This is a genomic window from Enterobacter cloacae complex sp. SHL012, from assembly GCF_049237505.1.
Classification (GTDB): Bacteria; Pseudomonadota; Gammaproteobacteria; order Enterobacterales; family Enterobacteriaceae; genus Enterobacter; species Enterobacter kobei.
Genome location: NZ_JBMKIZ010000001.1, coordinates 643878 through 657429, shown reverse-complemented (window position 1 = coordinate 657429; position 13552 = coordinate 643878). Strand labels below are relative to the sequence as shown.

General features: G+C 53.5%; 14 protein-coding genes. 13 read left to right on the top strand and 1 reads right to left on the bottom strand.

The features are described from left to right. Positions 1 to 34 precede the first annotated feature (34 nt). Complete coding sequence (gene pspF, locus ACOTY9_RS03155) at positions 35 to 1012, bottom strand: phage shock protein operon transcriptional activator (protein WP_023330538.1); 978 nt, start codon at positions 1010 to 1012, stop codon at positions 35 to 37. A gap of 166 nt (positions 1013 to 1178) precedes the next feature. Between pspF and pspA the strand changes: the two genes are divergently transcribed. From pspA to pgmB, 13 genes are all read left to right on the top strand, one after another. Next, the gene (gene pspA / locus ACOTY9_RS03150; RefSeq protein WP_023337367.1) at positions 1179 to 1847 is read left to right on the top strand and encodes a phage shock protein PspA; all 669 of its coding nucleotides are present in this window, start codon (positions 1179 to 1181) and stop codon (positions 1845 to 1847) included. Between the two features lie 53 nt (positions 1848 to 1900). Then, positions 1901 to 2125, top strand: coding sequence for an envelope stress response membrane protein PspB (gene pspB, locus ACOTY9_RS03145; RefSeq protein WP_014884062.1), 225 nt, complete (start codon positions 1901 to 1903; stop codon positions 2123 to 2125). Then, positions 2125 to 2484 (top strand): envelope stress response membrane protein PspC, encoded by a 360-nt coding sequence (gene pspC / locus ACOTY9_RS03140; protein WP_014884061.1) that lies wholly within the window; start codon positions 2125 to 2127, stop codon positions 2482 to 2484. The genes pspB and pspC overlap by 1 nt, the downstream gene beginning before the upstream one ends. Positions 2485 to 2496: 12 nt before the next feature. Then, positions 2497 to 2721 (top strand): phage shock protein PspD, encoded by a 225-nt coding sequence (gene pspD / locus ACOTY9_RS03135; protein ID WP_014884060.1) that lies wholly within the window; start codon positions 2497 to 2499, stop codon positions 2719 to 2721. A 195-nt stretch (positions 2722 to 2916) separates the two neighbouring features. Then, a complete protein-coding gene (locus ACOTY9_RS03130) occupies positions 2917 to 4614 on the top strand; it encodes a sugar phosphorylase (protein WP_348565468.1) in 1698 nt (565 codons plus the stop codon). Positions 4615 to 4628: 14 nt separating this feature from the next. Continuing rightward, positions 4629 to 5921 carry an ABC transporter substrate-binding protein gene (locus ACOTY9_RS03125; protein WP_348565469.1) on the top strand — a complete coding sequence of 431 codons (1293 nt, stop codon included), beginning with the start codon at positions 4629 to 4631 and terminating at the stop codon, positions 5919 to 5921. Between the two features lie 22 nt (positions 5922 to 5943). Continuing rightward, on the top strand, positions 5944 to 6825 hold the full coding sequence (locus tag ACOTY9_RS03120; RefSeq protein WP_014884057.1) for a carbohydrate ABC transporter permease: 882 nt from the start codon (positions 5944 to 5946) through the stop codon (positions 6823 to 6825). Next, positions 6812 to 7654, top strand: a complete 843-nt coding sequence (locus tag ACOTY9_RS03115) for a carbohydrate ABC transporter permease (RefSeq protein ID WP_014884056.1) — start codon at positions 6812 to 6814, stop codon at positions 7652 to 7654. The genes ACOTY9_RS03120 and ACOTY9_RS03115 overlap by 14 nt, the downstream gene beginning before the upstream one ends. Positions 7655 to 7683: 29 nt before the next feature. Beyond that, complete coding sequence (locus ACOTY9_RS03110; RefSeq protein ID WP_023338367.1) at positions 7684 to 8736, top strand: zinc-dependent alcohol dehydrogenase; 1053 nt, start codon at positions 7684 to 7686, stop codon at positions 8734 to 8736. Between the two features lie 17 nt (positions 8737 to 8753). Beyond that, positions 8754 to 9542 (top strand): sugar phosphate isomerase/epimerase family protein, encoded by a 789-nt coding sequence (locus ACOTY9_RS03105; RefSeq protein WP_032636319.1) that lies wholly within the window; start codon positions 8754 to 8756, stop codon positions 9540 to 9542. Between the two features lie 11 nt (positions 9543 to 9553). Beyond that, positions 9554 to 10612 (top strand): Gfo/Idh/MocA family oxidoreductase, encoded by a 1059-nt coding sequence (locus tag ACOTY9_RS03100; protein ID WP_348565470.1) that lies wholly within the window; start codon positions 9554 to 9556, stop codon positions 10610 to 10612. After that, positions 10606 to 12885: a glycoside hydrolase family 65 protein gene (locus tag ACOTY9_RS03095; protein ID WP_348565471.1), complete on the top strand. Its 2280-nt coding sequence runs from the start codon at positions 10606 to 10608 to the stop codon at positions 12883 to 12885. The genes ACOTY9_RS03100 and ACOTY9_RS03095 overlap by 7 nt, the downstream gene beginning before the upstream one ends. Beyond that, the gene (gene pgmB, locus ACOTY9_RS03090; protein ID WP_014884051.1) at positions 12875 to 13549 is read left to right on the top strand and encodes a beta-phosphoglucomutase; all 675 of its coding nucleotides are present in this window, start codon (positions 12875 to 12877) and stop codon (positions 13547 to 13549) included. The genes ACOTY9_RS03095 and pgmB overlap by 11 nt, the downstream gene beginning before the upstream one ends. Positions 13550 to 13552: the final 3 nt, after the last annotated feature.

The window sequence follows — 13552 nt, the reverse complement described above, 5'->3', positions numbered from 1 at the left end:
TCGTAAAAATGTCTGCGGGTAAGTGCCGATATTGTCAGCGCATTTGATGCTTTTTGAGCAATGCCCGTAACTGATGGTAGGTCAGACCCAGGAGTTCAGCCGCCCGTTTCTGGTTATATTTCGCCGTCTTCAGGCTTTGCTCCAGCAATTGTTGTTCCTGGTCGTGCTGGAACTGACGTAAATCAAGAGGGAGGGCGGGGGCGTGGTCAGACGATGAGGGGGCGGTGACCGGCGGCGCATGACGCTGAAAAGGATCGATAATGATGTTATCCAGTTCCGCCTCGCTGCTGCCGTGGCGGTAGACAGAGCGCTCCACGACGTTTTTCAGTTCGCGAATATTTCCCGGCCAGTGATAGGCCAGTAGCGTCTCCTTTGCATAATCGCTGAAGCCGGGGAACAGAGGCAGGCCGAGCTCGCGGCACATCTGAATCGCAAACTGGTCTGCGAGCAGCATAATGTCACTTCTTCGCTCGCGCAGGGGGGGAAGCTGAACAACGTCAAAGGCCAGGCGGTCGAGCAGATCGGCTCTGAATTTCTCCTCCGCGACCCTCTCCGGCAGATTGGCGTTGGTGGCGCACACCAGACGCACGTTAACCTGCAGCGGCTGGCTACCGCCGACGCGCTCCAGTTCGCCATACTCAATGACGCGCAGCAGTTTTTCCTGCACCAGCATGGGCGCGGTGGCGAGTTCATCAAGAAACAGCGTACCGCCGTCGGCGCGCTCAAACCGTCCCGGATGGCGCTTCTGGGCGCCGGTAAAGGCGCCTGCTTCGTGGCCGAAAAGCTCTGTATCGAGCAGGTTTTCATTTAGCGCCGCGCAGTTTAACGAGATAAAGGGGCCGTCCCAGCGTCCGGATAAATAGTGCAGGCGGTTGGCAATCAGTTCCTTACCCGTGCCGCGCTCGCCGATAATCAGCACCGGCTTGTTGAGCGGTGCAAGACGAGACACTTGTTCCAGCACCTCCAGAAAGCTGTTTGCTTCCCCGAGTAAATTGTCTTTGTATCCAGCCATGATGAAATTAACCACTCCTTAGCGATATTCACCAGGTCAGCATAGTTCTTCATTGCGTATAAATCAAACACATCAAGCAAAATCAATAGGATAAAAACTGGCACGGGAATTGTATTATCTCAACAGCAGGGCATTGCCCGACCACAGAAATAAGAGGATTTTTATTATGGGTATTTTTTCTCGTTTTGCCGACATCGTGAACGCCAACATCAACTCACTGCTGGAAAAGGCGGAAGACCCGCAGAAGCTGGTGCGTCTGATGATTCAGGAGATGGAAGACACGCTGGTTGAAGTGCGTTCTACCTCTGCTCGCGCGCTTGCTGAGAAAAAACAGTTAACGCGCCGGATTGAGCAGGCCACCGCCCAGCTCAATGAATGGCAGGAAAAAGCGGAACTCGCCCTGCGTAAAGATAAAGAAGATCTGGCTCGTGCGGCGCTGATTGAAAAACAGAAGCTGACGGACATGGTCGCGACGCTTGAGCATGAAGTGACGCTGGTGGATGACACGCTCACCCGTATGAAAAAAGAGATTGGTGAGCTCGAAAATAAACTGAGCGAAACCCGCGCACGTCAGCAGGCGCTGTCGCTGCGTCATCAGGCGGCCAGCTCTTCCCGCGACGTACGCCGTCAGCTGGACAGCGGCAAGCTGGATGAGGCCATGGCGCGATTTGAGTCCTTCGAGCGTCGCATCGATCAGATGGAAGCGGAAGCAGAAAGCCACAGCATTGGGAAGCAAAAGTCACTGGATCAACAGTTTGCCGACCTGAAAGCGGACGATGAAATCAGCGAGCAGCTGGCGGCATTGAAAGCCAAAATGAAGCAAGATAACCAATAATACTGTTGCGGCACCTGAGCGTGCCGCTATGCATCCTAAGACAAGGAGTACACATGAGCGCGCTTTTTCTGGCCATTCCCCTGACGATTTTCGTGCTGTTTGTTTTGCCGATTTGGCTATGGCTGCACTACAGCAACCGTTCTTCACAAGGCGATCTTTCCCAGAGTGAACAGCAACGTCTTGCGCAGCTTACCGAACAGGCGAATAAGATGCGTGACCGCATTCAGGCGCTGGAAGCGATCCTGGATGCAGAACATCCAAACTGGAGGGATCGTTAATGACCGGACTGAATCTGAACAAAAAGTTGTGGCGAATCCCACAGCAGGGGATGGTGCGTGGCGTTTGTGCCGGGCTGGCACACTATCTTGACGTTCCGGTAAAACTGGTCCGTGTGGTGACGGTACTGTCTATTTTCTTCGGTCTGGCGTTTATCACGTTCGTGGCATACATCGTTCTGTCATTTGTCCTTGATCCCATGCCCGACGGAGAACTGGCCGCAGAAAGTGCGCCAACCAGTAACGATCTTCTGAACGCGGTTGACGAGCAACTGGCCGCAGGGGAGAAGCGGTTACGTGAAATGGAACGTTATGTCACGTCGGATACCTTTACGCTGAGAAGTCGTTTTCGTCAGCTTTAAGAGAGAATTTATATGAAGCAAAACTGGCAACAGGCCGGTCATAAGGTAAAACCCGGCCTGAAAATCGCAGGTAAACTGGTTCTGATGACGGCATTACGTTACGGCCCGGCAGGTGTAGCGGGTTGGGCGATCAAATCTGTTGCCCGTAAGCCGGTCAGAATGTTGCTGGCCGTAGCGCTCGAACCAATGCTGCAAAAAGTGGCAAAACGGCTATCGCGCCGTTACTTATCCCGCTAATTCACACGCGCGTCAGCCCCTACTTTCCCAGAGAAGGGCTGGCGCCGTCTCAAACATTTCCCTCCCTTTAATGTGCTTTCTTTGCGGCAGCTCACAATACTGAGCAGACCCGCTTTGGAATTGCGTTTTTCAGCCTCCCGCTTCGTTGACAGATATTTTTCATGGGAGTAGATTGCCCTTCGTGGGACCGCTACCATGGAAAATAAAGTGAACGCAAAAATTAAAAAACTTATCAATCATATCTACGGTGAATCATTTTCTGACGCACATTTAGACGTGTTATTATCAAAGCTTGAGCAAGCCGCTATTGATATTACAGAAAAGCGCAAATCAGGCTGGGATGAAAAAGATGTTGTCCTGATTACTTACGCCGATCAGTTCTCCGCGAAAGGGGAGAAAGCGTTGCCGGTGCTTACCCGCTTTTATAATGAATGGCTTGCCCGCACGTTTTCCCATGTCCATCTTTTACCTTTTTATCCGTGGTCCTCTGATGACGGATTTTCCGTTATTGATTACCACAGCGTCGCGCCTGAAACCGGAAGCTGGCAGGATGTTGCTGAATTAAAACAGTCTGCCAGCTTAATGTTTGACTTCGTGTGCAACCATATGTCAGCAAAAAGTGAATGGTTTGCTAATTATCTTGCGCAGAAGCCGGGCTTTGACGATTTCTTTATTTCTGTCGATCCTGAAACTGATTTATCTGCCGTGACGCGGCCTCGTGCATTACCGCTGCTGACGCCATTTAAGCTGCATGATGGAAGCGTGCGTCATCTTTGGACCACGTTCAGTGATGACCAGATCGATCTCAACTTCGCCTCGCCTCAGGTACTGATTGCGATGGTTGACGTACTGCTCCATTACCTGGCGGAAGGGGCGCGTTACATTCGCCTCGACGCCGTTGGGTTTATGTGGAAGATTCCAGGAACCAGCTGCATCCATCTTGAGCAGACACACTGCCTTATCCAGCTTTTCCGTGCGATTACCGACGCTGTGGCACCCGGCACGGTGATCATTACCGAGACAAACGTCCCGCATAAAGACAATATCTCGTACTTCGGTGATGGTGAAAATGAAGCCCAGATGGTCTATCAGTTCTCCTTGCCACCGCTGGTGCTGCATGCTGTTCATCGTCAGGATGTAAAAGCGCTTTGCCAGTGGGCGGGGTCGCTGGCGCTGCCTTCAACAAAAACGACCTGGTTCAACTTCCTGGCGTCTCATGACGGTATTGGCCTGAACCCGTTACGTGGCATTCTTCCGGAGTCAGAAATACTGTCACTGGTTGAAAAACTTCAGCAGGAAGGGGCGCTGGTTAACTGGAAAAATAATCCTGACGGAACGCGCAGTCCTTACGAAATCAATGTGACCTATCTGGACGCATTAAGCTCGCAAGACAGCCCGGATGATGAACGTATTGCGCGGTTTATTCTGGCGCATGCTGTACTGTTGAGTTTCCCGGGTGTACCTGCTGTATATATTCAAAGCATTCTTGGCTCGCGTAACGATTATAAAGGCGTTGAACGCCTCGGCTATAACCGCGCGATAAACCGCAAGAAATACACCGCCGGTCAGGTTGACCTTGAGCTCAATAATAAACAAAGTATTCGCCATAAAATCTATTCCCGTTTAAGCGAGTTTATTGCTATTCGTCGTGGGGAACATGCATTTCATCCTGATGCTCAGGCAATGTTTGAATCACTTGATGAACAGATTCTTAAAATTGTTCGCGTGGCTGATAATGGTGAAAGAATTACCGCGCTATTTAATTTTAGTCATAACGTTCATACCGTTTACGAGAAAGTGCTTTCCGGTGTGGAATTGCTATCAGGACAGGCTATTGACGGTACGGAACTGACCCTCAATCCATGGCAGGTTATGTGGATTAAAGAAAACTAAAAAAGGACCCTTAAATGAAAATGCCCAAAATTGTGCTGTTATCAGCACTGGTTTCGTGCGCCCTGTTATCAGGCTGTAAGGATGATAAAACGTCTGCTGTGACCATTGAGTTTATGCACTCTTCAGTAGAGCAGGAGCGTCAGGCGGTTATTACGAAACTGATCGAGAAATTTGAAAAAGAGAACCCTGGCATCACGGTGAAACAGGTGCCTGTGGAAGAAGACGCCTACAACACCAAGGTGATTACGCTCGCGAGAACCGGGGCGCTGCCTGAGGTGATTGAAGTCAGCCATGATTACGCAAAAGTCATGGATAAGGAACAGCTGCTGGATCGCAAGGCGATTGGCGAAGCCATTAAAGCGGTAGGCGAAAACACCTTCTATGACGGGATCCTGCGCGTAGTCCGTACCGAAGACGGTACCGCCTGGACGGGCGTGCCAATGAGTGCCTGGCTGTCCGGCGTCTGGTATCACAAAGATGTGCTGGCTGCTGTGGGTATTGAGGAGCCTCACAACTGGGAACAACTGCTGAAGGCCAGTGAGAAACTTAACGACCCGGCCAAAAAACATTACGGCATTGCGCTGCCTACCGCGGAAAGCGTCATGACCGAGCAGGCATTCTCCCAGTTTGCACTTTCCGGCGGCGCGAACGTTTTTGATGCCAACGGGAACGTCGAAATCGATACCCCTGAGATGGCGAAAGCGCTCTCTTTTTATAAGGCGCTGGCCGCGACCACCATGCCGGGCTCGAACGACGTCATGGAGATCAAAGATGCCTTCATGAACGGTTCCGCACCGATGGCGGTTTATTCCACCTACATCCTGCCTGCGGTATTCCATGATGGAAACCCTGCCAATCTTGGCTTCGTAGTCCCTACCGAAAAGACCTCTGCAGTCTACGGCATGATCACATCGCTGACGATCACCACGGGGCAATCTGAAGGTGAAACGCAGGCGGCTGAAAAGTTTGTGACGTGGATGGAGCAGGCTCAAAACGCAACCGACTGGGTCATGATGTCACCTGGTGCGGCGCTGCCGGTGAACAAGCTGGTGGTAGGTACGGATACCTGGAAAAACAACGAGGTCATTAAAGCGTTTGGGCAACTGCCTTATGAGCTGATTGCTCAGTTCCCAAATGTGCAGGTATTTGGCGCTGTGGGCGACAAGAACTTTACCCGCATGGGCGATGTCACCGGGTCCGGCATTATCAGTTCCATGGTGCATAACGTCACGGTGGGTAAACAAGATCTCAGCGCCACGCTCAGCAATAGCCAGAAGCGACTGGCTGACCTGATTTCACAACGATAGGAGCGCTTTGCGGAAGGAAATTATGAAGACGTTGTTTTCTGGTCGATCAGATATGCCTTTCGCCATGCTGCTGTTGGCCCCCAGCCTGATTTTGCTGGGGGGCCTGGTGGCCTGGCCAATGATTTCCAATATTGAAATCAGTTTCTTACGACTGCCGCTTAACCCGCGCATTAGCGCTGTGTTTGTTGGGCTGGACAATTACATTCGCATCCTCAGTGATGCGGCATTCTGGCACTCGCTGTGGATGACGTTCTGGTACACGGCGCTGGTGGTGATGGGCAGCACCGGGCTGGGGCTGGCCGTGGCGATCTTCTTTAATCGCGAATTTCGGATGCGCAAAACGGCACGTTCACTGGTGATTTTATCCTACGTGACGCCGTCTATTTCCCTGGTGTTTGCCTGGAAATATATGTTCAACAACGGCTACGGCATTGTGAACTACCTGGGCGTTGATCTGCTGCACCTTTATGACCAGGCACCGCTGTGGTTCGACAATCCCGGCAGTAGCTTTGTGTTGGTCGTGCTGTTCGCCATCTGGCGCTACTTCCCGTACGCCTTCATTTCATTCCTGGCGATTTTGCAGACCATCGACAAATCGTTGTACGAAGCCGCAGAGATGGACGGGGCTAACGCCTGGCAGCGTTTTCGTATCGTGACGTTGCCCGCCATCATGCCAGTGCTGGCTACGGTGGTGACGCTGCGAACCATCTGGATGTTCTACATGTTTGCGGATGTCTACCTGCTGACCACGAAGGTCGATATTTTAGGCGTCTATCTCTATAAAACCGCATTCGCATTCAATGACTTGGGTAAAGCAGCAGCAATTTCTGTGGTGCTGTTTGTGATCATCTTCGCTGTGATTCTGCTGACCAGAAAAAGGGTAAACCTCAATGGCAACAAATAAACGCGTACTTAGCCGTATTGGTTTTTATCTGGGGCTGGCGGTATTTCTGATCATCACGCTGTTCCCGTTCTTCGTGATGCTGATGACGTCGTTTAAGAGCGCGAAAGAGGCTATATCGCTGCACCCGACTATTTTGCCGCAGGCGTGGACGCTTCAGCATTATGTCGACATCTTTAACCCGCTGATCTTCCCGTTTGTGGATTACTTCCGCAACAGCATGGTGGTATCGCTGACCTCGTCGGTGATTGCGGTGTTCCTTGGCACGCTGGGGGCTTACGCCTTGTCCAAACTGCGTTTTAAAGGACGCACGACGATCAATGCGAGCTTCTACACCGTTTATATGTTCTCCGGGATTTTGCTGGTGGTGCCGCTGTTCAAGATCATCACCGCGCTCGGCATTTATGACACGGAGCTGGCGCTGATCATCACCATGGTGACCCAGACATTACCTACGGCGGTATTCATGCTGCGCAGCTATTTCGACACCATCCCGGACGAAATAGAAGAGGCCGCGATGATGGATGGTCTGAACCGCCTGCAAATCATCTTCCGCATTACCGTGCCGCTGGCGATTTCCGGTCTCGTGTCGGTGTTTGTTTACTGCTTCATGGTGGCATGGAACGACTACCTGTTTGCCTCCATTTTCCTGTCCAGCGCCAGCAACTTTACGCTGCCGGTCGGGCTGAACACGCTCTTTAGCACACCAGATTATATCTGGGGTCGCATGATGGCGGCATCGCTGGTGACGGCGCTTCCGGTGGTCATCATGTACGCACTTTCTGAACGTTTTATTAAAAGTGGTTTGACCGCCGGTGGCGTTAAGGGCTGAGGCGGCCAATTTTTTATCAGGAGCAAGTTATGAAAAAGTTAGTTGCGACAGCGCCTCGCGTGGCGGCGCTCGTGGAATATGAAGATCGTGCTGTGGAAGCACATGAAGTGAAAATTCGTGCCCGTTTTGGTGCACCAAAACACGGTACCGAAGTTGTGGATTTCCGTGCAGCAAGCCCGTTTATTGATGAAGAGTTCAACGCGGAGTGGCAGATGTTTACGCCGCGTGAAGAGGGCGCTGCGCGCGGTATCGAATTCGGTAAATTCCAGCTGGGGAACATGATCGTCGGCGACATTATTGAATGTGGTGCTGACGTAACGGAATACCAGCCAGGCGACAGCGTCTGTTGCTATGGTCCACTGCAGGAGACGGTCATTGTCAATGCGGTTAACAACTACAAGCTGCGCAAAATGCCGCAGGGCGCATCCTGGAAAAACGCTGTTTGCTACGATCCGGCGCAGTTCGCCATGAGCGGCGTGCGTGATGCCAATGTCCGTGTAGGTGACTTTGTGGTGGTGGTCGGTCTGGGCGCCATCGGACAGATTGCCATTCAGCTGGCAAAAAAAGCCGGTGCGTCAGTGGTCATCGGTGTCGATCCTATCGAGCACCGCTGTGAGATCGCTCGCCGTCATGGCGCAGATCACTGTCTGAACCCAATCGGCACCGATGTGGGTCTGGAAATTAAAAAGCTGACCGGCAAGCAGGGCGCGGACGTGATCATCGAGACCAGCGGTTTTGCGGATGCACTGCAGTCTGCGCTGCGTGGACTTGCCTACGGCGGCACCATCTCCTACGTTGCGTTCGCTAAGCCATTTGCCGCGGGTTTCAACCTCGGCCGCGAAGCACACTTCAATAACGCGAAGATTGTTTTCTCCCGCGCCTGCAGCGAACCCAACCCGGACTACCCGCGCTGGAGCCGCAAGCGTATCGAGGAGACCTGCTGGGAATTGCTGATGAACGGTTATCTCAACTGCGACGATCTGATTGACCCGGTCGTGACCTTCACCTCCAGCCCGGAAAGCTACATGAAGTATGTCGATCAGCATCCGGAACTCAGTATCAAAATGGGCGTCACTTTTTAAGCTAAGGACAGCAAATCATGAAAATCGCAACGCAAAACCAGGCCTTTTTCCCAGCCAACATCATGGAAAAATTCGAGTACATCAAAGCGATGGGTTTTGATGGCTACGAAATTGACGGCAAACTGCTGGTTGAAAACCTCGACGAAGTGAAAGCGGCTATCAAAGCCACGGGTCTGCCGGTGACGACGGCATGTGGCGGATACGATGGCTGGATCGGTGACTTTATCGAAGAGCGTCGTCTCAACGGGCTGCAGCAGATCGAACGCATTCTGCAAGCCCTGGCTGAAGTGGGTGGAAAGGGCATTATCGTGCCTGCGGCCTGGGGAATGTTTACCTTCCGTTTGCCGCCAATGACCTCCCCACGCAGCCTGGACGGCGACCGCAAAGCGGTAAGCGCGTCGCTGCGCTGGCTGGATGAGGTTGCTGCACGCACCGGTACGACCGTCTACCTGGAACCGCTGAACCGCTACCAGGATCATATGATCAATACCCTGGCAGACGCGCGTCGTTATATCGAAGAGAACGATCTCAAGCACGTGCAGATCATCGGTGATTTCTATCATATGAACATTGAAGAAGACTCGCTGACGGATGCGCTGCATCAGAACCGCGATCTGCTGGGGCATGTGCATATTGCTGATAACCACCGCTATCAACCGGGCAGCGGCAGCCTCGATTTCGCCAGCCTGTTCGATCAGCTGCGTGCCGATAACTACCAGGGTTATGTGGTGTATGAGTGCCGTGTTCGCGCCGACAATCCGGCTCAGGCTTATCAGGACTCACTCACTTATTTGCGTGAATGCTAAGGATGACGAGCGTGATGAGTGCTACTACACCTTCGCCTCTGCGCGTCGCCATTATTGGCGCCGGGCAGGTCGCGGACAAAGTGCATGCCTCGTATTACGCCACGCGCAGTGATGTTCACATGGTGGCTGTCATGGACAGCCGCCTTGAGCAGGCACAGGCGTTCGCGGAACGTTATGCTATTCCATCGGCATGGCAGGACGCTCACGAGATGTTGCAAACGGTGAAGCCGGACGTGGTGAGCGTCTGTTCGCCTAACCGGTTCCATTTTGAACATGTGATGGCGGCCCTCGAAGCGGGGTGTCATGTGATGTGTGAAAAACCCCCGGCGATGACGCCGCAACAGGCCGACCAGATGCGCATCGCGGCGCGTAAAGCAGGCAAAGTGCTGGCCTATGATTTTCACCACCGCTTTGCCCTGGATACCCAGCAACTGCGAGAGGCTGTAATGAATGGCACGCTCGGTGAAGTTTACTTCACATCGGCGCAGGCTGTGAGGCGGTGCGGTGTGCCGGGGTGGGGCGTGTTTACCAACAAATCATTACAGGGTGGCGGACCGCTGATTGATATCGGCATTCATATGCTTGATGCCGCCATGTATGTCCTGGGTTTCCCTGCGGTAAAGCGTGTGACCGCGCACAGCTTTCAGAGGCTGGGAAACCACAAAAGCACCGGCCAGTTTGGCGAGTGGGATCCTACGCAATACACCGTTGAGGATGCCCTGTTTGGCACGATTGAATTCTGTAACGGCGGCATTCTGCGTCTGGACACCTCCTTTGCGCTTAACATCCGCGAGCAGTCCATCATGAATGTCGCTTTCTGCGGCGAAAAAGCGGGAGCAACGCTGTTCCCGGCGCACATCTATAACGACGAAGCCGGGGCGTTAGTCACCCTCGCGCAGCGTGAAGAGGCTGATGACCAGCGACATTTACGCAGTATGGATGCTTTCGTACGCCATGTGCAGGGAGAGCCCGTCATGATCGCGGATGCAGAACAGGGCCTGGTTATTCAGCAGCTTGTCGCCGCGCTTTATGAATCAGCAGAAACAGGGGAACGCGTGACATTATGCTGAACGTGTCTGTCTTAACCGATCCGGGCTTTTGTCCTCACAGCCTGAATAAATACGCCTCTGTTATGGCCTGCGGCAATGGCTACATGGGCATTCGCGCTGCGCATGAAGAAGATTACACCCTGCAAACCAGAGGCATGTACCTTGCGGGTCTGTATCATCGTGCGGGACGCAACGAAACCACCGAGCTCGTCAATCTGCCCGATATCACGGGCATTGATGTTGAGCTGGATGGCGTCAATTTCACGCTCCTTGCAGGGGAGATTCTGGAGTGGCAGCGCGAGCTGGCCTTTGCCAACGGCGAGCTGCATCGTCGCGTTGTCTGGCGTTCGCCCGACGGAAACCGTTACCGGCTGGAAAGCCGTCGTTTTGTGTCGCTGGACCAGTTGCCTCTGGTGGCCATACAGCTTTCGATCACACCGCTTGATGCTGCTTCGCAGGCCGTGCTGAAAACCGGTATTGATGCAACGCAAACGAACAGCGGCAGACAGCATCTGGATGAAATCTCGGTCAGAGTCTTTGACCAGCACTACATGCAGGGCGTGTATGAAACGCAGGACCGGGCGTCAGACGTCGTCGTTTCGGCGTTTTGTCAGCTCTCAACGAAGAGCGACAGCTGTTTCACCGCCAAAAATCGTCGTCTCAACGTGCACCATTCCCTGACGATTGCGCAGGGTGACACTGTCACGCTTGAAAAAATTGTCTGGGTAACCCATCGCAATGATAAAGCGCTGTCGCAGGAGTCTTTCGCTCGCAACGCGCTGGCCGATCTCAAAGTCTGCGCAGCAAGAGGCTACGACGCCTTGCTGGAAAGTTCAGCGTATGCCTGGAAAGCCGTCTGGCGTGACGCTCGTGTGGAAGTGACGTCTGCGGAACCTCAGGATCAGATGGCGCTGGATTATGCGGTCTGGCACCTGACCACGATGACGCCTGCCCATGACGAGCGAAGCAGTATCGCCGCGAAAGGGCTGACGGGAGAGGGGTATAAAGGCCACATATTCTGGGATACCGAAATATTCTTGCTGCCTTTCCATCTGTTTACCCGCCCGCAGATTGCCCGCAGCCTGCTGCGTTATCGCTGGCTTAATCTCGCTGGCGCCCGGGAGAAAGCCCGTCGTAACGGCTGGCCCGGCGCGTTGTTCCCATGGGAAAGCGCGGCGAGTGGGGAGGAAGAAACGCCAGAGTTCGCGGCGATCAACATCCGTACCGGGATACGCCAGAAGGTGGCCTCCGCGCTTGCTGAGCATCACATCGTGGCAGATATCGCCTGGGCCGTCGTCGCTTACTGGCAGGCGACACATGATGATGCCTTTATGCGTAATGAGGGTCTGACGCTGCTGATGGAAACCGCCTCGTTCTGGATGGGACGCGCAACGGAAATCAATGGTCGTCTCGAAATCCATGACGTAATAGGGCCGGACGAATACACCGAACATGTGAATAACAACGCCTACACCAACTATCTGGCCTGGCACAACGTTGCCTGTGCCCGTCAGTTTATGGCGATGTTTGGGCGTGAAGATGCGCGTTTTACGGAGAATGCCACGCAGTTCCTGGCGCGCTTATGGCTGCCAGAGGCCGATGCAGAGGGTGTGATCCCGCAGGATGACTCCTTCATGTCAAAACCTGCCATTGATCTGACCCGCTATAAAGCCAAAGCGGGTAAGCAGACGATTCTGCTCGATTATTCCCGTGAGGAAGTGAACGAGATGCAGATCCTGAAGCAGGCCGATGTGGTGATGCTTAACTACCTGCTGCCGGAACGGTTTACGCCGCAGCAGTGTGCCGCCAATCTGGCGTTTTATGAGCCACGCACGATCCATGATTCGTCATTGAGCAAAGCCATTCACGGGATTGTTCTCGCGCGATGTGGTGACACGCAGGGGGCCTATGCCTTCTGGCGTGATGGCATCGGCATTGATTTGGGTGACGATCCGCACAGCAGTGATGAAGGGATACATGCTGCCGCCACCGGTGCGATCTGGTCTGGCGCGGTTCAGGGGTTTGCTGGCCTACAAATTATCGAAGGGGAACTGCATCTTGCGCCGAAACTGCCTGCTCACTGGCAGAAACTGGCATTCCCACTGCGGTGGCGCAACGCAACCCTGCATTTCACCTATGAAAACGAGGTGTTAACCATTGAAACGACCGCACCTGCCACGCTAACGCTGTGGGGCAAAACGCTACATGTGTCGGCGCGAAAAGTTATCACCCGTAAGGACTTTCTTGCATCTGAAAATGGGACCGCTACCACGGAGGGGCACCATGGCGCTTAAGGCTGTTGTATTCGATCTGGACGGTGTGATCACCGATACCGCACATCTCCACTTTCTGGCCTGGCGAGCCGTGGCGGAGGAAATTGGCATCACCTTCGACGAAGTCTTTAACGAACAGCTGAAGGGAATAAGCCGTATGGATTCTCTCCTGCGCATTCTGAAGCATGGCGGAAAAGAGGGGATGTTTAGCGATGAGCAGTGCCTTGCGCTTGCGACGAAAAAAAACGCGCGTTATGTCCAGTCGCTGGCATCGCTGACGCAGGATTCGCTGCTTCCGGGGATTCGAGACGTGCTGGCGGAGATCCGTGCGGCGAAAGTCAAAATTGGGCTGGCGTCCGTATCGCTCAATGCCCCGGGGATTTTGCACGCGCTGGGCATTCATCAGGCATTTGATTTTTGCGCGGATGCTTCCCGCATTCACCGCTCAAAGCCAGACCCGGAGATTTTTCTCGCCGCCTGTGCCGGTCTGGACGTACGTCCTGAAGAGGCTATCGGCATTGAAGATGCCGCTGCGGGCGTTCAGGCAATCAACGCCGCAGGGATGTTGTCGGTAGGGATTGGGCCTGGCCTTAACCATGCAGGATTACAACTTCATTCAACGCAGGAACTGACCTGGACATGCCTGACAGAATTCTGGGCAACCCGGCGTATTGATAAGGAATAAATT